At 57.8% G+C, this 24,881-nt stretch carries 19 protein-coding genes and 1 tRNA gene; 14 read left to right on the top strand and 6 right to left on the bottom strand.

Annotation, left to right across the window (positions count from 1 at the left end):
• Positions 1-363: 363 nt before the first annotated feature.
• Entirely contained in the window at positions 364-3,156 is a 2,793-nt protein-coding gene (locus VGF98_01210) for an adenylate/guanylate cyclase domain-containing protein (protein ID HEY1680247.1), read from the bottom strand.
• A gap of 125 nt (positions 3,157-3,281) precedes the next feature.
• Here VGF98_01210 and VGF98_01205 point away from each other — a divergent pair, with 125 nt between their 5' ends.
• The 6 genes from VGF98_01205 (at position 3,282) to VGF98_01180 (ending at position 12,175) form a co-directional block, all read left to right on the top strand.
• Complete coding sequence (locus VGF98_01205) at positions 3,282-4,751, top strand: alkaline phosphatase family protein (protein HEY1680246.1); 1,470 nt, start codon at positions 3,282-3,284, stop codon at positions 4,749-4,751.
• Positions 4,752-4,783: 32 nt separating this feature from the next.
• Positions 4,784-6,271, top strand: coding sequence for an alkaline phosphatase family protein (locus VGF98_01200; protein ID HEY1680245.1), 1,488 nt, complete (start codon positions 4,784-4,786; stop codon positions 6,269-6,271).
• Between the two features lie 33 nt (positions 6,272-6,304).
• Positions 6,305-7,744: an alkaline phosphatase family protein gene (locus VGF98_01195; GenBank protein ID HEY1680244.1), complete on the top strand. Its 1,440-nt coding sequence runs from the start codon at positions 6,305-6,307 to the stop codon at positions 7,742-7,744.
• Between the two features lie 2 nt (positions 7,745-7,746).
• Positions 7,747-9,222, top strand: coding sequence for an alkaline phosphatase family protein (locus VGF98_01190; GenBank protein ID HEY1680243.1), 1,476 nt, complete (start codon positions 7,747-7,749; stop codon positions 9,220-9,222).
• A 61-nt stretch (positions 9,223-9,283) separates the two neighbouring features.
• On the top strand, positions 9,284-10,729 hold the full coding sequence (locus tag VGF98_01185) for an alkaline phosphatase family protein (protein ID HEY1680242.1): 1,446 nt from the start codon (positions 9,284-9,286) through the stop codon (positions 10,727-10,729).
• A 12-nt stretch (positions 10,730-10,741) separates the two neighbouring features.
• Positions 10,742-12,175 carry an alkaline phosphatase family protein gene (locus tag VGF98_01180; GenBank protein HEY1680241.1) on the top strand — a complete coding sequence of 478 codons (1,434 nt, stop codon included), beginning with the start codon at positions 10,742-10,744 and terminating at the stop codon, positions 12,173-12,175.
• A 9-nt stretch (positions 12,176-12,184) separates the two neighbouring features.
• On the opposite strand, the gene VGF98_01175 is transcribed toward VGF98_01180, so the two are convergent.
• Positions 12,185-13,129, bottom strand: a complete 945-nt coding sequence (locus VGF98_01175) for a hypothetical protein (GenBank protein ID HEY1680240.1) — start codon at positions 13,127-13,129, stop codon at positions 12,185-12,187.
• Positions 13,130-13,219: 90 nt separating this feature from the next.
• On the opposite strand from VGF98_01175, the gene VGF98_01170 reads away from it, so the two are divergent.
• Positions 13,220-13,296: transfer RNA gene (locus VGF98_01170), tRNA-Ile, on the top strand.
• A gap of 19 nt (positions 13,297-13,315) precedes the next feature.
• Here VGF98_01170 and VGF98_01165 read toward each other — a convergent pair.
• On the bottom strand, positions 13,316-14,596 hold the full coding sequence (locus VGF98_01165; GenBank protein HEY1680239.1) for a tyrosine-type recombinase/integrase: 1,281 nt from the start codon (positions 14,594-14,596) through the stop codon (positions 13,316-13,318).
• 171 nt (positions 14,597-14,767) lie between these two features.
• Here VGF98_01165 and VGF98_01160 point away from each other — a divergent pair, with 171 nt between their 5' ends.
• Together VGF98_01160 and VGF98_01155 are read left to right on the top strand one after the other, a co-directional pair.
• A complete protein-coding gene (locus VGF98_01160) occupies positions 14,768-15,400 on the top strand; it encodes a hypothetical protein (protein HEY1680238.1) in 633 nt (210 codons plus the stop codon).
• A 70-nt stretch (positions 15,401-15,470) separates the two neighbouring features.
• Positions 15,471-16,028 (top strand): hypothetical protein, encoded by a 558-nt coding sequence (locus VGF98_01155; protein HEY1680237.1) that lies wholly within the window; start codon positions 15,471-15,473, stop codon positions 16,026-16,028.
• An 842-nt stretch (positions 16,029-16,870) separates the two neighbouring features.
• Here the strand turns inward: VGF98_01155 and VGF98_01150 are convergent.
• Positions 16,871-17,092, bottom strand: coding sequence for a hypothetical protein (locus VGF98_01150; GenBank protein ID HEY1680236.1), 222 nt, complete (start codon positions 17,090-17,092; stop codon positions 16,871-16,873).
• Between the two features lie 1,039 nt (positions 17,093-18,131).
• Here VGF98_01150 and VGF98_01145 point away from each other — a divergent pair.
• Positions 18,132-18,497, top strand: a complete 366-nt coding sequence (locus tag VGF98_01145) for a hypothetical protein (GenBank protein HEY1680235.1) — start codon at positions 18,132-18,134, stop codon at positions 18,495-18,497.
• A gap of 74 nt (positions 18,498-18,571) precedes the next feature.
• Here VGF98_01145 and VGF98_01140 read toward each other — a convergent pair whose 3' ends face one another.
• Positions 18,572-19,531, bottom strand: a complete 960-nt coding sequence (locus VGF98_01140) for a site-specific integrase (protein ID HEY1680234.1) — start codon at positions 19,529-19,531, stop codon at positions 18,572-18,574.
• A gap of 735 nt (positions 19,532-20,266) precedes the next feature.
• On the opposite strand from VGF98_01140, the gene VGF98_01135 reads away from it, so the two are divergent.
• From VGF98_01135 to VGF98_01120, 4 genes are all read left to right on the top strand, one after another.
• Positions 20,267-21,052, top strand: a complete 786-nt coding sequence (locus VGF98_01135) for a hypothetical protein (protein ID HEY1680233.1) — start codon at positions 20,267-20,269, stop codon at positions 21,050-21,052.
• Positions 21,053-21,142: 90 nt separating this feature from the next.
• The gene (locus VGF98_01130) at positions 21,143-21,784 is read left to right on the top strand and encodes a hypothetical protein (protein HEY1680232.1); all 642 of its coding nucleotides are present in this window, start codon (positions 21,143-21,145) and stop codon (positions 21,782-21,784) included.
• An 803-nt stretch (positions 21,785-22,587) separates the two neighbouring features.
• On the top strand, positions 22,588-22,779 hold the full coding sequence (locus VGF98_01125; protein HEY1680231.1) for a hypothetical protein: 192 nt from the start codon (positions 22,588-22,590) through the stop codon (positions 22,777-22,779).
• Positions 22,780-22,801: 22 nt separating this feature from the next.
• Positions 22,802-24,013 carry a helix-turn-helix domain-containing protein gene (locus tag VGF98_01120; GenBank protein ID HEY1680230.1) on the top strand — a complete coding sequence of 404 codons (1,212 nt, stop codon included), beginning with the start codon at positions 22,802-22,804 and terminating at the stop codon, positions 24,011-24,013.
• A gap of 123 nt (positions 24,014-24,136) precedes the next feature.
• Here VGF98_01120 and VGF98_01115 read toward each other — a convergent pair whose 3' ends face one another.
• Positions 24,137-24,487 (bottom strand): hypothetical protein, encoded by a 351-nt coding sequence (locus VGF98_01115; GenBank protein HEY1680229.1) that lies wholly within the window; start codon positions 24,485-24,487, stop codon positions 24,137-24,139.
• Positions 24,488-24,881 lie beyond the last annotated feature (394 nt).

Here is a 24,881-nt window from a genome sequence, read left to right as displayed (position 1 = left end):
AAACGGTTGTGTTTTTGCGTTGCCGACGTGTGGGGCACAGCCGGGGGCTATGCCGTAGCTCGCCCCCTCGGCACGTTCATTTCGCACCGTACGCGATTTGGACTAAGTCTAGTCCACCCGTTCACATCTTGGTAACGTAATTTCGGGCCGCTTTCAGCCAAGTTTGTTGCCATTTTCTTGCCGATCTATGGTCGAAATGCACCACACCCAATTTTCGCCCGCAACAGACATCTGCGATCGCGGAAACCGGTGGAAAATCGCCCGATACGGCCCGCTTTTTACATGAACGTTTTGTTTACGAGTGGACTAAGTCTAGTCCGAAAACCACACGGTCTCGAATCGCACTATGCGCGATCGAAACTCTCAGGAATCGCGAGTTAGGGCAACTTCCCGTAACGCCCGTGCCTCGTCCCACGCGGCGCCTTCGACAACATGCGCCTGTAACGCATCGCCGCCAAGCGACGCACGCAGCGCATCGACCATCTCGTCGTATTCTTGCTGTTCGGTGTAACCGCGAACGAACGAAATCTTCGGCGCTTGCGCCTCGACGAAACCCAGCAATCTCGCGGCCCGCACCGCATCCGAAGCCGAACCCGAGCGATCCAGCGCGAGGATCGCCGCTAGGTGTTGTAGCGCACACAACACGAGAAATTCAAGCCGGGCTTCGGTGGCGAGTTCGATCACCTCGCGAGCTGCAGCACGCGCTTCGTCGAAACGCCCGAGCCACACCGAATACGCCGCGATATTGGCCAGCGTCAACGCGCAGCTCCTGACGTCGTTCCAACGCCGGTGACCTTCCAGCGCTTCGGTAGACAACGCTAATGCCCGCTCCGCGTCGCCCGCTTGGAACTCCGTCTCGGAAAGATTGTTCGCGGCCGACGTTACAAGCCGTTCCGCGCCGATCGCGCGAAAGTTCTCAAGCGCTTCGCGGAGATAAGCGCGCGCGCCGTCCAGATCGCCGACCGCATCGCGCGCGATTCCCAGCGCGACCAAGACGTTGCCGCTCAAGCGGCGCAACTTCAAGCGCCGCCCGTCCTCCAAAGCAGCCCGTAACAACACCTCGCCCTCGTCCAAGCGGCCCATCAAAATCAGCGCCGAACCTGCCAGATCGCGCGCCGCCGTCAGACCAAACGCGTCGCCGAGCGCGTCATATCGCTCCAAAGCGCGCGCCGCCGCCGCGTAGCTCTCGGCACGATGCAGAAACGCTGCCTGCAAAGCCGAGTTCGCGAGCTCGAGTTTCGCGAGCACACCGCTCGGCGCATCGGAAGGCGCCAACGAGATGGCGAGCGGTACCCAGCGAGGTCCTTCGCCGGCCAAAACCGAGGCCCATAACGGATGCAGCGCGCCGGCCAGCCGCGCCCCCAACAGCACATCGGCCTTTTCGTCCAGCGTCCACGAAAGCGCCGCGCGCCAGTTCTCAAACTCCGGCTCGACCAATGCGTACCAACCTCGGTCCGCCATCGTTTCTTTGTCGCGCTCGAGCTCTTCCGCCAGTTCCACAAACGCACCGGCATGCGCACGTGCGGCCGATTCGCGTTCGCCCAGCTCTTTCAACTTGTCCAACGCGTATTGTCGCGTCGACTCCAACAACCGGTACCGCAACGATCCTCCGGTTCCCGGTTCTGGCGACACCATCGACTTGTCGACTAGCGACGCCAGAACGTCGAACACGTCGAACTCGTCGATCGTCGCGTCCACGCACACGGAAGCCGCGCTCGCGCTGGTAAATCCGCCGCTGAAAATAGACAACCGCCGGAAGATCGCCCGCTCGCGCTCGTCGAGCAAATCGTAACTCCAGTCGATCATCGCTCGCATCGTTTGTTGGCGCGCCAGCGAGCTGCGACTACCCCCGGTCAACAGGCGGAAGCGTTCGTCGAGCCGCTTGGCCAACTCGCGTGGCGGAAATGCCGCCACGCGCGCTGCGGCTAACTGCAATGCGAACGGAACGCCGTCCAAACGCCGGCAAATCTCGCCGACCGCATCCACGTTCGAAGCATCCAAACGAAACGACGCATCGACCGCCCGAGCGCGATCTTCGAACAACGCCACCGCACCGTATGCGCTTGCATCGGCCGGCGCAAGTGCTGTCGAGCGCGAAGCCGGCGGCACCGCTAACGACGGCATGCGATACACCTGCTCGCCGTCGACGTTCAAACTCTGACGGCTCGTCGCGATGATCCGCACGCGCGGACATGCGCGCAGAATAGCGTCGGCCGCGGTCGCCACTGCATCGATCAAGTGCTCGCAGTTATCCAGAATCAACAGCGCTTGTTTCAACTTCAAGTGCGAGATCAGCACGTCGAGGATCGGCCGTCCCGGCGACTCGGCCACGCCGAGCGCTTGCGCTACCGCACCTCCGACCAACGCCCCGTCGGTGAGCGATGCGAGTTCCACGAGCCACACGCCGTCGGACGTCTTGTCGAGAACTGCCGCGCCCGCGTGCAACGCGCACCGTGTCTTTCCAACGCCGCCGGATCCGGCCAGCGTCACCAGCGGTGCGCGATCCATCAACGATGCGATGTCGCGTTCTTCGGCTTCCCGCCCGACGAACGTCGTCAGCTGTCTCGGCAAATTATTCGGTAACGAATCGAGCGACCGTAACGCCGGAAATTGCAACCGCAAGTCCGGTGCGACCAACTGATACACCCGCTCGCCGTCGGATAAATCTTTAAGCCGATGCACGCCCAGATCCATCAGCGACAGCGGCGCAGCAAGTTCGCCCTGCAGCAAATCGGCTGAGGTTCCGGAGACGAGCACTTGTGCGCCGTAGCCGATCGACATGAGCCGGGCGACGCGATTGACGGTCGGTCCGAAGTAATCGCCGTCGCGCGGGTGCGCCTCACCGGTGTGAACCGCCATACGCACGAGCAGTCCGTCGACACCGTCAAAGTTTTCCGCGCCGAGCGCGCGCTGCGCGTCGACCGCGGCCGAAACTGCATCGGTCGCAAGCGGGAAGACCGCGCAAAAGGCGTCGCCGACCGTTTTAAAAACGCGGCCGCCACGCTTTTCGATCGCCGACCGAAGCACCGCGTCGTGACGCTCGAGCGCTTCCCTCATTTCAGATTGATGGCGCTCCCAGCGCTGCGTACTGTTCTCGATATCCGAAAAGAGAAAGGTTGGCGTGCCGGCGACCGCAGGGTCGGTGTTCGCTTGCACGGGGCGCTCTTCGGGGCTCCCGCACACACACCCCGCGTGGTTTCATGGGAAATGATGACTACGGTTACGGTCGCTCTTGTTGTGGGTCTAGGACTCAATTACGCAGGCGCGGAAGGCGCTCCTAGATGAAACGTGCCGCGCTGTTGTGTATGGCTGCGATTGCTACCTCGTGTAGCGGACCGAGCGGCCAGCCGTCGTTTGGACCGTCTGCCGCTGGAAGCCACCGCAGCGCCTCGTCGAGCCCGATCCAGCACATCGTCATCATCATGCAAGAAAACCGGAGCTTCGATAATTTCTTCTACAAGTTTCCGGGCGCAAACTACGCGACGTCGGGCAAGGGTCACGACGGACGCGTGTATCAGTTGCAAGCACTTCCCCTCAAGTGGGGCCACGACATCAACCACTACCACTGGCAGTTCCTCGAAGATTACGATCGCGGTAGCAACGACGGCTGGGAACACCAGATTACGCAGCCGTACAAATCCGGCAAGGGCTGCACCGATAAGAACTGGTTTAACGAACCGCACTGTTGGAATTTCTTAACCGGCAGCGGCAACATGCAGATGCCGTACTCGTATACGATTCAGGCGCAGATTAAGCCGTACTGGGATATGGCCCAACAGTACGTTTTGGGCGACAAAACATTTTCGTCAAACAACGGTCCGACGTTCGTTTCGCATCAGTATCTGATCGCCGGCCAATCCGGACACGCCTCCGAAGTGCCCAGCACGATGCCTTGGGGTTGCAATGCGCCGAACGAAACCGAAAACTACATCGAGTTCGGCGAAGCCGACCCGCCTGCGTTCGGTCCGAAGGTCGGGCACGAATACGTCGGCGTCGATCCGTGCTTCCCGCTCAAACAATCGGGAACGTATCCCACCATCGCCGACTCGCTGGATAACGCCGGCATCAGCTGGCGATACTACGTGCAGCCGCGCGAGATTAAAGGCAAGATTCAAGATTCGTACTGGCTCAACGCCTTCGCAGCGGTACGAGCGGTCTTCAACGGGCCGGATTGGACGAACGGCGACATCTCGATGCCGGACACCAACGTGCTCTCCGATATTCAGAACGGAAATCTGGCGCAAGTATCGTGGGTCATGCCGCACGGCGGTGCGTCCGACCATCCGGGAGGCGGTTCGGGTAACCTCGGTCCCGACTGGGTCGCGTCGATCGTCGACGCGGTCGGCAAGAGCCCGTACTGGAAAAACACCGCCATCATCATCATGTGGGACGAATGGGGCGGCTGGTACGACCACGTGCTGCCGCCGCAATATCCCGATTCGCAAACCGGGGTCTACGAGGGCCTGGGCTATCGCGTGCCGCTTATCGTCGTGTCGCCGTATGCCAAGCCGCACTATATTTCGCATAAGCAGCACGAAATTGCCAGCACCTTGCGTTTCATCGAGGAGACGTTCAAGCTGCCGTTCCTGGGGGCAGGTTCGGGCCAAACCTACGCCGATCAGCGTGCCGACGGCTTCGATGACTGTTTCGACTACACGCAGCAGCCGATCAAGTTCAAGAACATCAAACCCGTCAAAGAACCCGGCTCGTTTTTCCTGAAGCACACGTTCCCAGAAGAAATCGACTACTAATGGTGAGGGGATCCGTCGTGAAAAAACTATCCATGGCATTGATATTCGCGCTCTCTGCGTGCGGCGGTTCCGGTGGAACGTCGATCTTGTCGTCGGCGAACGCCGCACATCATCGCACGTCGTCTAGCCCGATCCAGCATATCGTCATCATCATGCAAGAGAATCGAAGCTTCGATAACATGTTTTACGGTTATCCGGGAGCGAACACTGCCACGACGGGTATGGGGCATGACGGTACCGTGTATCCGCTCAAACCGATCAACCTCGCGTACGCGCACGACCAAAACCACTACCATTATCAGTTTCTTTTGGATTTCGATAATGGCAAAGGCGACGGGTTCGACCAACAGATCTACGGCAACAACGGCTCGCAAAAATATTGCACCAAAGAACTCTGGGTCAACTACCCGCCGTGCTACTTGATTCACGGGCCGCCGTTTAATAAAGAACCCTATACGTACGTCATTCAGGCCCAGGTTCAGCCGTACTGGGATATGGCCAAGCAGTACGCGCTCGGTGACAACACCTTTTCCTCGAACAACGGGCCAACGTTCGCATCGCATCAATATATGATCGCCGGCCGCTCCGGCCACGCCTCGGACATTCCCAGCCTTGGCGGCGGACCGTGGGGCTGCGACGCTCCCAGCGAATGGGAATATTATCTGAAATACGGCGCTGCCGACCCACCCCAGTACGATCCAATCTTCGGACACGAAATCAAGGGTCCAGATCCGTGCTTCCCGATCAAAATGACGGGACCGGATTCGACCTACACCACCATCGCCGACGAGCTCGACAATGCCGGCATCAGCTGGCGCTACTACGTGCAGCCTCCCAAGATAGATTCGTGGTGGCTCAACGCCTTTGATGCCGTTAAGAGCATCCGGTATGGTCCCGACTGGTCGAACGGCGACATCTCATCTCCCGACACCAACGTGCTGAGCGACATCGACAACGGCAATCTCCAGTCAGTCTCGTGGGTCATGCCGCACGGGCATGCCTCCGATCATCCCGGTGGGGGTTCCGGAAACTGCGGGCCCGACTGGGTCGCATTGATCGTCAATGCGATCGGCAAGAGTCAGTATTGGAACAGCACCGCGGTCATCGTTATGTGGGATGAGTGGGGCGGCTGGTACGACCACGTGATCCCGCAGCAGTATCCCGACCCAATCACCGGCGCAAATGAGGGCTTAGGCTTCCGTGTCCCGTTGCTCGTCGTTTCGCCCTACGCGAAAGCCGGTTACATCTCACATCAGCAGCACGAGATCGCGAGTTCGATCCACTTCATCCGCGAGACCTTCGACCTGCCGCCGCTCGGAACCGGAACGAAATATCACTTTGCCGACGAGCGCGCCGACGGTTTCGACGACATTTTCGATTTTACGCAGAAGCCGATCAAATTCAAGGCCATTAAACTAGCGAAGGAACCGCCGGTTACGAAACCGGTGAAACTACCACCCTGTCCGAAGGTGAACAAGGATGCCGAAAAGCAAGTTTGGCCTCCGGAAATCGATTACTAGGATGCGTCTCGATGTGCCGATAGAGGGAATGGTATGAAAAAATTAGCGCTCGTGGCCGTGGCGGCGTTGGCCGCCTGCAGTTCGCCCATGTCGACCACTCCCGGCCAAGGCGTCGCCGGCGGCCCGTTCTCGCATCATTCCGGTGGGTCGACTCCCATTCAACATATCATCGTCATCATGCAAGAAAACCGTAGCTTTAATAATTTATTCTATGGTTTTCCGGGCGCCAAGACGGCCAAGTTCGGTAACGGCCACGGGCACCAGTACGAGCTGCAGAAAGTAGACCTTAAGTATAATAAGCTCGATCTCAACCATTCGCACACGCAATTTTTAGAAGATTACGATCAAGGCAAAGACGATGGGTGGGACGATCTGATCGAGGATCTGAACGGCCCCGGTTCGATATGCAAGGATCCGGTAAACAAGGCCAACGAGCCGAGCTGTTGGGTGTTTTGGAAGAACAAGTCCTTTAGGCAGGCGGCACTTTCCTATGTCGATCCCACGCAGATCGTTCCGTACTGGACCATGGCTAAGGAATACGCGTTGGGCGACGATGCGTTCTCGTCCAACAGCGGCCCGACATTCGTTTCGCATCAATATCTCGTTGCCGGCCAATCGGGTCACTCGGTCGAAGTTCCCGACGGCCAGCCGTGGGGCTGCAACGCGCACAGTGGTGTGACCGTCAACCTACTGGCGTATGGCCAAGCCTATCCCCCGGCATTTTCTCCGGCAACGGGTCACGAAGTCGCCGGCCCGCCCCCATGCTTCAGCTATCCGACGATCGCTACAAACCTCGACGCTGCCGGCATCACGTGGAAGTACTATGCGCAGAAGGCGGATTCGGGACGCGACCTCGAGCCGTTCCAGGCCAACGAACCGATTTGGGATGGCCCGGATCACGCAAACATCATCGCGCCCGACACCAAGGTGCTCACCGACATCTCCAGCGGTAACCTGGCGAACGTATCGTGGGTCACGCCCAGCGGCCTGAAATCGGATCACCCCGGTCCGCAATCCGGCAGCGGCGGCCCGGATTGGGTCGCGTCGATCGTCAACGCCGTAGGCAACAGCCAGTACTGGAACAGCACGGCAGTCATCATCATGTGGGACGAGTGGGGCGGCTGGTTCGATCCGGTGCATCCGCCGCAGTACCCCGATCCGCAAACGAAAGCACGCGAGGGTCTCGGGTTTCGCGTTCCCCTGATCGTCGTGTCGCCGTACGCGAAAGCCGGCTACATTTCGCACGACCAGCACGAGATCGCCAGCACGCTACATTTCATCGAAGAAACGTTTGGCTTGCCGCCGATCTGCAACTGCTCGGTCCCAACCTATGCCGATCAACGCGCCGATGCGTTCGACGACATGTTCGACTACACGCAGTCGCCGATTCCGTTCGTCACGATTCCCACCGACCACTACGACGCGCATTACTTCTTAACGCATCCCGATAACACGCCGGGAGATACGTACTAGTTATGAATTCCGCACGAAGGCTTGCGTTCGCGCCGCTGCTCGCTTCGGTGGCGCTTGCGCTTTCTGGGTGCGGCTCGGGTTCGTCGCAGCCCGCCGCGATCCCATCGTTTGGCGGCCGGTTCGCCCATCATTCCGGTGGAACGACGCCCATCCAACACATCATTATCGTCATGCAAGAAAACCGTAGCTTCAATAACTTGTTTTATGGTTTTCCTGGTGCCAAGACGGCCAAGTTCGGTAACGGCCACGGCAGCCAGTATAAGGTGAAAAAGGTTGATCTCGCATATTACTTCGACCTTAACCATTCGCATTCGCAATTCTTAGAAGATTACGACCAAGGCAAAGACGACGGCTGGGATAGTGAGATTCTTCCTCAACCTGCTAACGACCCAAAGTGTCAAGGCAAAGGTAATAACCCGTACTATCAAAACGAGCCGAGCTGCTGGGTGATCTCAAAGAATCCGGTCGACAAGCAGCGGGCGTTTTCGTACGTCGATCACACGGAGATCACGCCGTACTGGACGATGGCCGAGGAGTACGCGTTGGGCGACGAAACATTCTCGTCCAACAACGGCCCGACGTTCGTTTCGCATCAATATCTGGTCGCCGGCCAATCGGGTCACTCCGTCGAAGTGCCCAACGGACAGCCGTGGGGCTGCAACGCGAACAGTAGTGTGACCGTCAATCTGCTAGCCTACGGCCCGGCCGATCCCCCGGTATTCTCTCCGGCAACCGGTCACGAAGTCGCCGGGCCGAGCCCCTGCTTTAGCTATCCAACGATCGCCGCCGCCCTAGATGGTGCCGGTCTGACCTGGCGCTACTACGCGCAAAAGGCCGATTCGGGGCGTGACCTCGAGCCGTTTGAGGCCAACAAACCGATTTGGGACGGCGCCGATCGCGCGAACATCATCTCGCCCGATACCAAGGTTCTCTCCGACATCACGAGCGGCAACCTCGCAAACGTATCGTGGGTGACGCCCAGCGGCTTGAAATCCGATCATCCCGGCCGGCAGTCCGGCGATGGCGGCCCGGACTGGGTCGCATCGATCGTCAATGCCGTCGGCAACAGCCAGTACTGGGACAGCACCGCAATCATCATCATGTGGGACGAGTGGGGCGGCTGGTTCGATCCGGTTCATCCGCCGCAGTACGCCGATCCACAAACCGGAGCACGTGAGGGTCTCGGCTTCCGCGTGCCCCTGATCGTCGTGTCGCCGTACGCGAAGGCCGGGTACGTCTCGCACGACCAGCACGAGATCGCCAGCACGTTGCGCTTCATCGAAGAAACGTTTGGTTTGGGTACCATCGGGTCGTGCACGGACAAAAAAACGCAGTACGCCGATTGCCGGGCCGACGGGTTCGACGACATGTTTGACTACACGCAGTCGCCGATTCCATTCGTCACCATTCCCCCAGTCAAGCACGGTGCGCGGTACTTCTTAAACCTTCACGATGACACGCCCGGGGACACGTACTAGGTACCCTATCCTCGAACGGAACGGACAGTATTTACTGACGCATCCGGCTAATACGCCAGGCGTGTATTCACGATGGATAAGCGCCGTTCTGGCGTTTGCTTGCCTTGCTGCATGCGATGGCGCGCCGGGCGCCTCCGGTTTCCCCGGAGCGTTCTCGCCGGGCGCGGCCAGGCGCGCAGCGACGTCAACCCCGATTAAGCATGTCGTCATCATCATGCAAGAAAATCGCAGCTTCGAGAACTTGTTCCACGCGTTTCCGGGCGCGCGGACGGTCAACTCGGGCGTCGGCCACGACGGCACGGTCTATCATTTGCAGTCGATACCACTAACGTGGCCGGTCGAGATGGACCATTCCCATTATCAGTTTCTCGAGGATTACGATAAGGGAAAGATCGACGGCTTCGATCAGTACGTCGTCTCGTTGAAGAAAACCGGTTCGATATGCAGCAATCCAATCAACCGCTACAACGAACCGCCGTGCTTTCACATCCAGCAGTCCGCCAGGTTCAAACAGATGTCGTTTTCATACGTCGATCCAACGCAGATAACGGAGTACTGGGCGATGGCGCAACAATACGCACTCGGCGACAACACGTTTTCGTCGAATAATGGTCCGACGTTTCCGTCGCACCAGTACTTGATTGCGGGCGAATCGGGTCACGCAACCGAGGTTCCCCACGGACAACCGTGGGGCTGCGACGCCGAAACCGGAACGACGGTGAACGTTCTAAAGGGCGGACGGGCGAGGCCGCCCGTCTACTCAGAAGATACGGGGCACGAAATCGCGGGTCCCTATCCGTGCTTCACCTATCCGACGATCGCGCAAAACTTAGACGCGTCGAATGTCACGTGGAAATATTACGCGCAAGAAACCGGGACGGGGCGCGACCTCGATCCGTTCGAATCGAGCTCGGCAGTATGGAACGGTCCCGATCGCAAAAATATTATCTATCCCGATACGCAGGTCCTCAAAGATATCCGCACCGGTAAGCTTGCCAATGTTTCGTGGGTGACTCCGAGCGGTCAGACGTCCGATCATCCGGGTCCGCAGTCGGGGAATGAGGGGCCGAAATGGGTCGCCTCGATCGTCAATGCGATCGGCAAAAGCGAGTATTGGAAGAGCACCGCAATCATCGTCATGTGGGATGAGTGGGGCGGTTGGTACGATGAGGTGAAACCGCCGCAGTATCTAGATTCTCAGTCAAATGCCTATGAGGGACTCGGCTTTCGCGTTCCGCTGATCGTCGTATCGCCGTACGCCAGGGCCGGCTACATCTCGCACAAACAGCACGAGATCGCCGGCACGTTGCGCTTTCTCGAAGAGACGTTCGACCTGCCGTTTATCGGCGGCGATTCGGGCATAAAATACGCCGATCAACGTGCCGACGGATTCGACGATATGTTCGACTACACGCAGAAACCGATTCCGTTCGTTCCGATTCGGACCACCGGCAACGCAACGCTCTTCGAGAACTTCCACGACGATACGCCGGCCGACACCTACTGAGGAGTGATCGACATGAAAAAACTCTCGTGGTTGATGGCGGTCGTTCTGGCCGCCTGTAGTTCGCCATTATCCCAGGGGCCGGCAGCGCCCGGCACCGCGCGCTCTTTCGCTAACCACTCGGGCGGATCGACGCCTATTCAGAACGTTATTATCGTCATGCAAGAGAATCGCAGCTTCAACAATTTGTTCTACGGCTTTCCGGGAGCGAAGACGGCGAGCAACGGCATGGGCCACGGAACGACCTACACGTTGCAACCACTTCCGTTGGAAGAAAAGCGCGATATCAATCACTCGCACACCCAGTTTCTCGAAGACTTCGATCGAGGCAAGAACGATGGCTGGGACGACGAGATCGTTAAGTTCAAAAAAACTGGTTCCGTCTGTAGCGACAAGGTCAACGAGAATAACGAGCCCCAGTGTTGGGTTTTTTCCAACGATCCTACCGTCAAGCAAATGCCGTTTACGTACGTGCAAAAATCGGACATCCAACCGTATTGGACGATCGCCCAAGAGTACGCCTTGGGTGACGAGGCCTTCGAATCGAACAGCGGTCCCACGTTCGTTTCGCACGAGTACATGATCGCCGGGCAAAGCGGCCACACGGTCGAGGTTCCGGATGGTTCGGTCTGGGGCTGCAACGAGAAGAAGCCAGGTGTTACCGCAAACGTGCTCGACTTCGGTCAAGCCGATCCGCCGCAATTCCCGGCGGCGACCGGCCACGAGGTCGCGGGCCCGTATCCGTGCTTTACGTTCTCGACCATTGCCGACTCGCTCGACGCAGCCGGCATCACGTGGAAATTCTACTCGCAGAAGTCAGGCGCAGGAAGCAATCTGGATCCGTTCGAGTCGATTCAAAGCGTTTGGAACGGTCCGGACCACGCCAATATCGTCAGTCCCGACACAACAGTCCTCAAGGATATCGCGAACGGGAACTTACCGCAGGTCTCGTGGGTGACGCCGAGCGGTGCCAACTCCGATCATCCCGGTCCGCAATCCGGAAGCCTCGGACCGTCCTGGGTCGCGTCGATCGTCAACGCGGTCGGTCAGAGTCAGTATTGGGGCAATACCGCCGTCATCGTCATGTGGGAAGAGTCCGGCGGCTGGTTCGATCCGGTCGTACCGAAGCAGCTAGCGGATCCGGTCACGGGCGCGTACGAAGGCCTTGGTTACCGTGTGCCGCTCATGGTGGTGTCGCCCTACGCAAGAGCCGGCTACGTCTCGCACACCCATTACGAGGTCGCGAGCACGCTGCACTTCATCGAAGAAACGTTCGGATTGCCGTTCCTAGGAAACGGTTCGGTGGTGTTAGCCGATCAGCGAGCGGCGGCGTTCGACGACATGTTCGACTTCACGCAGCCGCCCATTACGTTCGTCAAAATTCCCTCGAGCGAAGACGCGCAATACTTCCTGACGCACGTCGACAACACGCCTCCGGATACGTATTAGCGTTAAGCGCTATTTCTTGAGTTCCACCCAAGCCTCATAGTCTTCCACCGACGTTCCATTGTAGGCCGTCGACGACGCTTCGGCGTTGTCGATGGCATTTAACATTGTCGTAACGGCCGATTGCGGCTGTCCCCAGAACGAGTCTTGCGGATCGGCCGGGTCTTTGGTCGTTTCGATCGCCAACCGTATCGGTTTGTCGTGCGCGGTGGCCAGTGCAAGCATTGGCGCCGAAATCTGGAGCAAGCCGTTGTTGCCGTTCAATGCCGTGCGATACGACATGACGGTCAGCTCATCGGTGTCGGCGACCAGCGCTTCGCCGAAGCTGTTGTAACCATCGGTCGGAAAGCCGAGCGCCTTGGTATAATCGGTGTCGGCAAACTGCACGTCCACCTCGATGTGCGTCGACGGACTGTTGGCGCGCACCGCGTGCAGCATGGTGTAGAAGTGTTTGATGATCGGCGTGTCGGATTGCACCGCGCCGGGCTTGTCGTACGCCTTCCAGCCGGAGACTTGATTCGGCTCGGTGTCCATATGAATACCGGAGAACAAGCCGCTTTTGTTGACGGCGTTTTCCCACGCGACGGCTTTGTTCGGGTGTTCGATCCAGCTCGTGTCGCCGTTCAAGGCGTACAGCGTGACGCCGGCCGGCGGCGCGGCCTTGGCGTAGCTTTGCAGCTCGCGCGAGTGTTGCAGTCGGCCGTCGCGTGCGTACGCGTACAGAAAGACGTTGCTGACGCCGTTGGCCGTGCACCACGCCATCACCGAGGCTGCCGGCGGATAGCTGCTGCCCGGCCACAACCACATCGAATGTTCGCCGCTCGTTGCCGTCCTCGGACTGTCGGCGGACGCTGCTGCAGGCGGGGACAGCCCGGGATCGCCGGCGCAAGCTTCTCCCGAGAGCAACGAGAGCACGACCGTCGCGCGCAGCAGCCAGACACCCGACATTTTCCGCATTCGAATCGCTTCCGCGCCCGCCGTGCGCCGCCTCCGACGCCGTCCGGTAGGAGACGGCCGCGCGCGCGTCTTATACAGGAGCTTCCCCGAGGGCCATTAGCTCAGTTGGTTAGAGCGCATGCTTGATAAGCATGAGGTCCCTGGTTCGAACCCAGGATGGCCCACCAGAGAAAAAGACTGATAGCTTCAGTCTTTTTTCTTTGCCTTAGGCCTCGGCTTCGAGCCCTTCGAAGAGCTTACTAACCCCGTTACTAGCCCACCTGAGCGGTTTAGGAGCTTGTCCATTTGAGCCGCTGCGCGCTTGGATTCGCCCGGTTCGAGGTGGGTGTACACGTCGAACGTGACGCCTCTGGTTTCATGGCCGAGACGCTCCTGAGCGACCTTCAGTGAGACCCCGGCGCGAGAGACGAGCAGCGAGTTCCCGGCGTGCCTTAGACTGTGAAAGGTAACGCTTGGCAATTCGGCCGCTTCAAGGAGCGGGACCCATACGTCGCGCCGGAAGTTATCCTTGCGGATGAAGCCGCCCTTAGCCGCCGGAAACACGAGACCGAGCGGGTTGTCGGTCTGTCGCGCCTTGTGGTCGGTGAGAACTTGCACGAGCATGGGCGACAGTTCAACCCGTCGCTTCGAAGCCTCAGTCTTGGGTGCCGCAAGATACGGCTCGCCTTGGCGTCCGATGAGCAGACTCTCGACGACGCGGAGATACCCCTCGGGAAGTTTGACATGCTTCCACTGCAGACCGAACAGTTCACCTTGACGCATCGACGTTGCAATCGCGAGCAGAATCAAAACGTACCAGTCCGTCTGCTGCGCCGCTTTGAGTAGCTTCCCGACTTCATCCAAGCCGAGGATGTGCTGCGTCTTCTTGTCGGCCCTCGGAGCGTGCATTTCACTGAGCGGATTGCGTTCGAGGAGGCCTAACGGCGTGACCGCGTACCCGAGCGCGCGCTTGAGAACCATGAAGGCCTGCTGCGTCGCACGAGCGCCAGTCTCGTCCGCTGCTAACTCGGCGGTCCATGCGTTCGCGTTCGATGGTGTAAATGACACGAGCCGTGCCTTACCGATACGAGGAATGATGTGATTCCGGCAGGCGCGGTCATACGTCGAAAACGTGTTGAGCCGAACCTGCTGCTCGATGCCGGGGAGGAAGTGATGCGTGAGGTACTGCTCCAGAGTGAGCTTCTTCGCATCGCGACTCGCAGTCGGAGTCTTCCGAAGGTTCGAAAGCTTTTGCAGAACCTTTGATTCCGACTTCGCATAGAGCGCCTTTCGCACTCGCACGCCTTTGGCGTCATCCATCCAGTACCGGGCGCGCCAGAACTCTTCGCCCTTGATAGTCACGCGGTCGATGGAGCCGGTCCCGGACTGTCGCTCTTGGGTCGTTACAAACCGACCGCCAATGCCAAGCGGGTCATCGTAACCCTCGACTTGGACGATGTGAGCGACCTTCCGAGCCTTCTTTTTCATAGCCATTGGGTGGGTTAGTTTGCATGAGGTGCCAGAAACCCTTCGCTCCGAGAAGGCAAGGGCGTGCGAACAGGCAGTCGCGAACTTCTTCGCATGCCATCTATTCAGATGCCAGCGGATTTTCCGTCTGACGATTACGATGCTATCGTTTCCGTGTGCGATGGATTAGACATGGCGCATCGCAACGCGAACAATCAGCAACCTTCACCGGTTTGGAGGCAGTTTACTGCGGCATCAAACAGCATCGTGTACCGATGGAGCGGTCTTGACGTGGCGGCAAGAGAGTTCGAAAGGCTCTACCCGCTAACCATGCCGTCCGCTGAGCAGCGAAATCTCGAAGAGACCGCCCTGTTCTCGTTTTTCACGAATGGCCTATCGGTGATAGAATGCACATTCTTCGGCGTATACGCGGCGCTCTCACTCGTAAGCCCTAACAAAATAGAGTTTAACCTTGACGAGAAGAAGGTGCCCCCGCCAGACGCAATTGTCGGCAGACTTTCAAGTCAGATTCGCGACCACAAGGTCACGTCGGTTCTCAAGACGGTGCAAAAGAGCAAAGCCTATAAGGCCGTGAAGAACATGCGCGACATTCTCTCCCACCGGGGCAGTCCACCCAGAAATTGGGCCATACAGCCTCCGAGGATAATTGGCGTTGACCCGCCGCTTCCCAGAGCGGAGTCAACTTGGCAAGGCTTAACTCTAAATGTAGCGTTGATTGCCGAACTGCGCCAACAGTTATCCGACTCTTTGAGGGCGATTTTCGAATCCGCTCGCGAGTACCTCGAAAAGGCGGTAGTTAAGTGATAAGTATCTTTTCGGGAAAAGTCGCGATGCCGAAACCTTGTGACCGGGCAAACGGAAGTTAAATATCGACGTGGACTACGACAAAGCCGAGCAGGCAGAAAGAGAACGGACCACGGCAAGGCTGTGGCTTGAGCACCATGTCCAACAAGCGGCGGAACGCCGCAAGTCTACGAGGCTTTGGCTTTGCGTCTGGATAGCGGAGATGGCTTTTGTTAGCTTCTTCGCGGCGAGACTTTTAGCCATGGAAAACACTTGCGGAACTCAGGAGCCCGCTGAAATACTGTTGGCCTCCAACTATTTTATACCACTCTTCTTGGTGGCGTTGTTTCTCGTTCCAGCACTTGGCTCATTACTCTTAGGTCAGCCCTTGGCAGCAAGGGAATCAATCGGCAAACTTTTCGGCGGCATTCTCTCCTGTTACAAAGCGGCTCCAACCTTGACGTTCATCGCCCTGGGGCTGCTGCTTTGGACAACCTACAACGTGCAATTTAGATACCGTGTTCAGTTTGATTATCAGGGTTCGGTCTCCGGCGATTTCACCGCGACCCGAACCGTGACGGATACCTTGACTGGTTTCACAAAGAGAATAGTCATAAGCGGCGACGATTGCACGAAGCAGCGGGCATGAAGCCTTGAGATTGGGAAGAGCTTCAGCGCGTGGGCACCGCGACGAGCCTCAAGGAGGGCTCAGCTTTGGAGTTGTCCCTCAGGGGCATTCCCCAATATGACTCCTCACATGTTGACATCGGTAGTAACGCATGCTGGAAGCAGCACGACTGTCATTGTGCCACCTCCACAACCTCACACGGATACAGTTCTCGACGTTATAACAGGCCTTCTATTCCTTGCGACACTGGGACTCGCAGTTTATACGGCCAAGTTGCGAAAAGCTACCGTTGACCTCGCCGGAGATACAATCCAGGGTAACAAACTATCAGACCGGCATCATCAAGAAAGTTTGTCGCCGGTATGCCTCCTTAAGGACGCGAATTGCTCTAACAGCGGAGACGGGCGTTATTTCCTAGCATTCAGCGTGCAAAACGCCGGTTCAGGACCGGCGCTGCTAGTCAACGTACACGTTACACCGGTCGGGCCGGGACTGCAACAAAGCGGAATGGCTCGCGGCGAACTTCCATACACTCTCGCCGCAGGGGAAACGAAAAAGCACGAAATGGCCGGGCTGACCTTCTCAAAGGTACCGTCGCAATCACCCGACGCGTACAAGTCCTTCCTAGTTAAAGTTGAGTTCCTTAGCATGTTCAACTCCTGGGGTACGGGGAAATGGACAGTGCTGGAGGGTCAGGGCGTGCGCTTCGTAGTGTCATACGACCTACCGGCACCGCAAGAGCGAGTCACGTCCTTCCCCGCGCCGGGTCCACTAAGTTCCGAGGTCAACTCGCCGAAAAGTTCGGGCGAAGAAAACGTTCCGAACGGGACTTGAGTGGACGCACTTCGCCCGACCTTTGCGAGCTATCGGTGAAATGTCCCGAACAGCCCCGCCCCGAACAATCCTAACGTGACTGCCCATAGCACGCCGTAGATAACGAACAGGATGATGGACGCCGGAATAGCCGCGAGCGAGACCTTCACAAGTAGTCCCACGAGATTCCAGAACGGTATTTGAATCTCGGTCAAGATGACCGCTCCAACAGGAACAGCGCCGGTCGGTGAGTCTTTGTGCGGATAGACCATGAGTGAAACCCTCCGTAGCCATAAGCGGCCGGATGAAGTGCGTCTGCGGATAATCCCGGCGCTGAACAACGGCCCTCCTGGGAGAAACTCAGGCGGGCGTTACAGTCCTCACAGTACATAGGAGGAGCCCGGAACAACGGCTCCCTCATGCAAGACCTCAATCCATCGGTACTGCTCGAACTAATCAATACTTTGGCTCGAATCACGGACCTTGTACTCCGGGCTTGGCGCGAGAGGACCGCTGAGAAGCGCGCCCGCAAGACCGGGCGAAAGCGCAAGTCGAGGCATTGACAAGCTCAGGCCAATCCAGTCGTTCGAGAGCCGAGCCTGCTCGAATCTACGCCGTACCGACGACGCTCAAAGCTGGAAATGGACCCATTTGGGGTACCCTTTTTTCGTGCAATATCTTTCAAAACTGCGTGTTGACAGGTGGGTTGCTGCAACATCTTTCAAAACTGCGTGTTGACAGGTGGGTTCTTGCAGTCTTGAAGCGACGCGACATGCTCAAAAGGGTCGTTAGGGTCGAGGAAACTGCTTGAATGCGATGATTTACCAGACGCCTCAAACGCGCGCCCGCATTTCTGGCAGAAACTCGTCAATGTGACCCACAATTGGGCTCGGCGTCATCATCGCGACGCAGCAGCAGAGCAGCCCCGCAGACCTTGCAGTAGTCGAGTCGAGCTTGTCCATCCGGCGCGAACCGGTCGTCGGGTCCGTTGCGTGTGACGAAGTCGTCCGGTGAATCCATAAGGCCTCAGACTACCACGCCGGTCAAGGCCCGGTATCGACACCCAATTCTGCCCTACAACGCGTTCGCGACGGCGCTCGTGAGTGTAGAGTCATCGCGCGCGCTAAACCTCGCCAGAGCGGCCGGAATGGGTGCGGAATGGCGCATTGCAAAGACTCTCTGTGAAGTGTCGTTCGAATTTTGTGCTCAATGGCTAAATCTTGAACTTTTAGCAGCTTTTCAAGTACAATTTCTTGCATCGACTGCTGCAGATTCTGTAGCGGCGCAACGTCGTATAGAAGGAGCAAAACCTTGAGCAGCTACCGATTGAAAGATGGACTCCTAGGCCTCCCAACCAGCGACCACGGACATGCCATCGACCATCTCTTGGAAACTGAAATCACCGACGCTCAAGACCGCCGATTCGTGCTGATGAATCACAAGATGCTCGCCGTTCATACGGACTGGCACGTTCGCTATTGGGGAGGCGGAATGGCAGTGGACGATGTCGGTGAACGGTACGTTCCGCTGCCTCGTGGAGGTCGCGCTTACACCGTAGAGCATCTCTTCGGCTATCTCGACGGCCGCAAGCACCTCGATACGTTGACGGGCCTGGTCCGCGACGCTATGTTTCACCGATTCGTCAAGAATGTGAACGAATGCCGACGCGAGGCATAAAGCGGCGGCTCGCGGCGTCGTTCAAAGACCCGCATAGGGACAAGAACGGTCGGGCGAAAGTCGCGTTCTGACCCTCAGAGGCCGATTCCGTGCCCCGCGTGGTCGTCCCACATCGTTCCCTGCCGGATGTACCGGCGCGCGACGGTAACGCTCTTGTGGCGCGTCTGACGCATGATAGCAGCCTCAGACTTACCGGCACGCGCTGCACTCGTCGCAAAGCCGCTACGCAGGGAGTGACCGGCAACGAGTGCAGGGTCGAGTCCAGCTTGCTCGGCGCGCGCTTTGACGACGAGCGCGACGGAATGCGCCGACAGCCGATTGCCGAGGTTTCCGTGCCGGTCGATGCTACGGAACAGCGGACCATCGCCAACGACCTCAATCCAAGCCTGTAGCGCACGCACCGGGCACGTCCTGTAGTCCGAACCGTAAGGAACAGCGATGCGCTCGATGTCGCCTTCTTGATTCGTCTTCGAGCGATGCAACACAATGACGACACCCTGCTTCTCGAATGCGACATCGGCCACGTCCAGCGCGACCAGTTCAGACCGGCGTAACGCTCCTGCGAATCCCAGCAGCAGAAGGGCTCGGTCCCGAACGTCGATAGGTTTGTCATCACCAAGCTCGTCAACAATCGCTCGCACATCGTCAACAGCTAGGGCCAGCTTCTGGACCTGAGCCACCCCTAGTTTGCGTCGTACACCGGTCAGTACCGAACGGACGACTTCGTGCGCGGTCGGCGATTCGTAACCGGCTGCCTTGTGCGCGACTGCAATGGCTGTTAGACGCCGCTGCAGCGTCGCAGGCTTCATCGACTCGCCAACGTCCGCGATGTAGAGCGAGAGCGTCTCAGCGGTCGCAGGAAGGCACGTTAGACCACGCGTCTGACACCACGAGCAGAACGCCCGCAGGTCGGACTCATAGGCGCGACGTGTGTTGTCGGCGCGAGCACCCTCAGCATACGCACGAGCCTTGTCGGCAAGCCCATCGAGTACGGTAGCGGTGTCGAGCGATGTGCCGGGCAGCGGTGCAATCATAACAACCTCCTGACTTACGATAACCTTCTATTATCGTAACCTAGGAAAGGCGCAAATTCAACCCCTCGGATAGCGTGCGCGAGGCTAGGCAGGCAGCGGAACGGCTCGCCACCTACCTGCTCATCGGTTCACGACGCGAGACCGGGGGATGGGTTGCAGATTGGCCGGAGTCTCGGTCGCTGTCGCGCCACTACACACCCAACTACGCACCTCATCCGGGAAACGGTTACTGTCGCCGTGATGCGGTTTGAGGTGAACACCTTACTCGAAGCTCTCCGGTCCTTGGAGCAGCATCCGGGCCCGTTCGACGACGTAGGCGAGTGGGTGCAGGACGACGCGCGTCGATGGCTCGTGCGGTTGAACTAAGGGGGATAGGTCGCCCGGCAGAACGCACTCGCAGTTCCGTAGAAGTAGAGTTCGAAAATTATGGGGAGCCATTTGGCTCTAACCGCTGTTGTATGAACTGGAGGTGTCGCCAGGATGGCCGAGTTCTATAGACCGGGCGAAATCGTCCCTAAGACTGGCGAAGTGCAATGCGTCGAGCATAACGATGTCAGAGACCGCGTATCTGCGGGAACGCGATTTGCTCCGTGCCATAATTTTGGGCACTCCGCCCAAGGCTGCACCTGGGAATATGTAGGCTCCGGCATCAGGACCGCTAGGACGGTGAGGGTGTTCTCGCACTCGACGGGGCAACTGAAACGTCCTTGGTACTCGCACCCCGCTGTTCCCTTCGTGCTTGCCGTGGGCGGACTTATTGGTGCGCTATATCTTTCAAACACGTTTTTTCAAGTTACCCTTTGCATTGGCGGAGTTGCTTCTTTCTTATGGTTTCTTTGGGACGTGCTGCCACTAGATGCTTGGTGGACGACTCCCCGCCGTCTCCTCGTTGCAATACCAGTTGGTTGCATTGCAGTTGTTTTAATTTGCGCCGCGCTTAAATCGGCTGGAAGTTCTTCAACAATTGGGAACGATATTTCGTCAGCAAGTCCGACGCCGAACCCGAATCCTACAGCGATGGTAAGGGACTATGGCCCTTCCCGACCAGCCAATTTCACGGACAAGTCAAACGGTAACATCCCGGAGGCACTTTACTTCTACACGACTGTATGCTTCGCAAACTTTGGAGAGCAAGACACCAATGTTCAGCTTTACGCGAAGGGTTCCGTGATACCGAGAAACATGTCTCCGGCGAAAGTTCATCGCATGATTGAGGGCTTTCAAGACGACTTGTCGGCGGCAGCGGCAACTAACAAAGGAGCAGTGGAAACATATCCGGCGGCCGAGGAGCCAATTGACTATCTAGGTGATTGCGACCCGCAAAAGGCCTTGCACGCCTACTCGTTTATGACGAACATAAGTGTTGACCAGTTCTTTCGTCTAAAAACGAGAGTCGATGCTTTTGTGTATGTAGGTCGCCTCGTCGAGCGCAACGCGCAAGGCACTACATATTGGAATGTGTGCGGAATATCAGTCTCGAAGTCGTTTCCAATCTTTTGCCCAGGGAGCGGCAGCAGCTAACACAGTTCACGAGTGCTTCGGCGGTTGGAGCACATCAAAGGCCCGAGGCAGCTTCCACTTTAGCCACGACGACCAGACGGAGAAGATACGATGTCGTTCAGATACGAGCAGACCGTAAAGTTCGATTCACTGGGGAAGTACCAGAAGCCCATTCTTGACGCGGTGTCTCGGTCGTTGCCCGGAGCGGCGAGTCACTACATCCCGCTTCCTATGGGTAAGGCGTCGCTACTTGTTATATGGAACGGCTTTGAGAACAGAGATGACGACGGCCGCAAGAGTCTCGTCAAGACCGCCGTGCTCGCGTCGCTGCAGATACCGCTCGACAGTTTCGTTGCCAGTGTTATCTGTTTCACGCCTGCGGAGTTCGATAAATCAATGCGCCAGGACGTAGACGTACAGGTCGGAGATAACTTCAGCGTTGATGTCGAGGTCAACTTGCCGCTAAAGCCTGAAGAACTAGTTGAACTTGAGTGGAGTGGGCCAATCAATGAAGAAGAGGACCGTGAGAATCCGATGACTATCTCAGCGCGTGGTGCGGAGCACGTCTTCGGATTATTCTACCAGGTGAAAGGCTTCGTCCCTCACGGGTACCGGTCAGGGCAGTATTCACCCAAGACTGCGCGCGTCGTCGGCACCGGTGGCGAAACAATCTCGGAAGTCCTGAATCAACGTCGCTACTTAAATGTCATCGGTACGTTCAACGATGACGAAGACGACGAGAACGACGACTAACGCGCGTTACCCATGGCTGACGAAGGTGTTGACAAATAGGTCGCGGCCTAAGGTGCTCACCTTAATTGAGGAACACCGGATACACGTCCAGAGCGCTCAGGTGTTCACCTCAATGGACGAGGACCGCGAACGGCCTGCCGACTAAGGTGTTCACCTTAATGGACGACTGCATCTACGCTACGAGGAAGAGTTTACAGCGATACTTCCACAGTTAGACGTGCGACGACCGGCCAGTGTTGACAGGTTCTTACAATTAAGGTGTTCACCTTAGACTCGCACCGGGCGTCGGCTAATATACCGTTGACATCGTTCGAGGTTCAATACCGTTCAGCCGAACGTCTCTCCAGCAACGATGAGTAAGTCGGTCGCGACGGCCAAAGATACTATGACATATAGGGTTTTTGGAATAGTTACGCGTCATCGCATCTTGACAAATGCAATTCCTGTGTTATAATGATGGTGAGAGGTTCAACGATGCGGCGAAGCCGACATCGTTTTCTGTTTGTCGGCGAAGGTCTTCGGCGATTTGGACCTGCATAACGGCGCGAGGGCATACGGCCTCACAGAGTTCGCGCTGATAGTCAAGACGACGGGGAAGCTGTCGTATAGGTTCGTGTCGGTATCAACGCGGGGACGACAGGCGACCCCGAAGTTCGACCGGGCTGAATTGGTAACTGCCCTCCACCAGGTTAATCGGTGAAGACAACTCCTTCGTCCGCTGGAATGCGGACCTCAACGGGCGCGCGCGGTGATGCGTCGCCCCTAGCTCTCCACATCCAATCCCATGCAGCGAGAACGGCAAAATGACCGACTCGTTCCTGCAACGCGTTGCCGACGCTGTACGCGAAGGCCTTACCGTTTCCGAAATTGAGCATCGCATCGGCTGCTCCAACCGGAATGTCCGCCGAGCGAAATCAGAACTGTACCGGACCGGCATCCTGACCGCGACCGAGGGCTCTATGCCCCAGGGTTTCTATGCAAACCGCCCCTCGTAGTTATCTCGGCGGTTACACGCAGGTGCCGAACTTCGTTCTCGACACCAAGGTTCTCAAAGGTAACGAAAAGCTCGTCCTGATTACGCTGCTCCGGCACGACTTCGGAAAGAGCGACAACGTCTGGCCGAGCCAAGTTCGTATCGCTGCACTCGCGGGAGTGTCCCGTAAGACTGTTCGTGACTCACTGCAGCGGCTACTCACTTTAGGTGCGGTGTCTGAAGCCGGTCGCGACGGCCGTAACCAGGTGACGTATCGGATTAACCGCGCAGACCTGGAACAATTGTGCCAGATTGAAGCTCTGTCCGTGAGTCCGCGACCTGGAACAATCGTGCCAGATGACCTGGAACAATTATGCCAGGTAACCTGGAACAATTATGCCACTAAGCAGACGAAGCAGAATAAAACCGAGAACAAGAACGCTCCGCTCGGCGGCACCTCGCCTACCGACGCTACCACCGGCGGCGGGAGCAGAAATTCAATTATTGATAATTCTGCTTCTCTGCTGGACGCTGGAGGCGAAGCCGACCTTGAGCGCGAGTCAACGAGCGCGTCTCATTCCATAGGTAATTCTGCTGGCTCCGGGGCGAGCGTTGGCGATGGAGACCTTGGCTTCGGGCTGACCTCGGCGCACACGTCCACCGATGGCGACCATCAGGCACCCATGCCTAAGGTGAGCACCGAACTGCTATTGCCGGACGGAACGCTCGCGAGCGACGACTTCGAGAACCTGCAGCCTGACATCGACGGTCTCATTCTCCCTATGGTGATTGGCGAGCCGTTGAACACAGGCGAACTGGACAGGCTTGTGGGGCTCAGAGGCGTTGCGTTCTGCCACATGTGGGCGCACTGGCTGCCCCGCAAGATTGCCCGGCAATACTCTATCGGTAAGCCGGTGCAGAAACCGACCGCGCTTTACATCCATGCCATTGAAGCCGGGTATCCTGTAGAGCCTTGGTGGCCCGAGTTCGACGAGAAACTGCACACCGTAGCCGCGCGTGCGGAGTCATTCAAACGGGCGGAAGGGCGGGCGCGTCGTGCGGGCTCGGCGGTTCCCGAATACTCGCAGGAGCAAATCGACGAGTGCGCCGATGCCATCGCCACCGGGAGAGCAGAGCTTGCGATGTATCCCGAGTCGCTCCAACCGAAAATCAAGGACGCGCTAACGCATCGGCGACTTGGCGAGATTGTTGCAGAAATCAACGCGGGCAACGAAGTCGTCGAGCTTCCGTTCTAACCCGGTGTTAAAGTGAAAAGTAAAGACGAACCTAAAAATCTTCGGTGTGCTTACAAGTCTCGCAAAACCGGTCAGTGCTTAGAGAGCTTCCCCGAGCGTGGCCCTAAGCGTTACTGTTCGCAGCTATGCCAAGTGCGAGCGCACCAAGTCAAATCCGGCCGCCATCTGAAGGGCTCCGCGCTCCGAAAGGCTGCAATCGAACGGGATGGCGGCTGCGTGCGATGTGAACCGCCCGTTGAAGAACACAACGAAGAACGTGACGACACCGAGCAAGACCCTTACCAGGCCTGGCTGAATGCAGAGTATCCCATCGGCGACCGTATCAAGCAGCGTCTTCTCGTGCGGATTGTGGACACTTCCAAACCGCGAAGTTTGGACAACGTCGAGACGCTCTGCACGAAGCACTTCGCTAAGGTGTCCGCAGAGCGACATCGAGAGCGAGTCGGTGCAGAAGCCTTCAAGGCCGCCAAACATGTCCAAGGGGTTCAACGATACGTCATCAGGCGTCTTCGAAAGAAGATGAACAAGTACTTCAGGAAGGACAAATGGCGAAACCATGAGGTCGAGGCACTCCTCAACTAAACCATATACCGGGGTGCCTGATTATAGTGAGGGGCCTAAAACTAGCACCTGATTAGCGGTCCTAGTCGCCCTGAAGCCGCCGACAACTTTCCATTCTCATCGGAGCCAACTCTTGACACAACTTTCTTTCGAGCGGCAGCGTCGCGGCCTAACTCAACGCGAAGTCAGCGAGCGCGTGCGTCTCGGCTATTCCAGCTACTCCAAAATCGAGCAAGGCCGCCTAATCCCCGGTCCAACCTCCGGGACAGCCATAAAGCTCGAACAATTCTTTGGTCGTAAGCTAACG

The sequence above is a fragment of the Candidatus Tumulicola sp. genome, from assembly GCA_036490475.1.
Taxonomy (GTDB): domain Bacteria; phylum Vulcanimicrobiota; class Vulcanimicrobiia; order Vulcanimicrobiales; family Vulcanimicrobiaceae; genus Tumulicola.
This window is presented reverse-complemented; position numbering and strand designations above follow the sequence as displayed.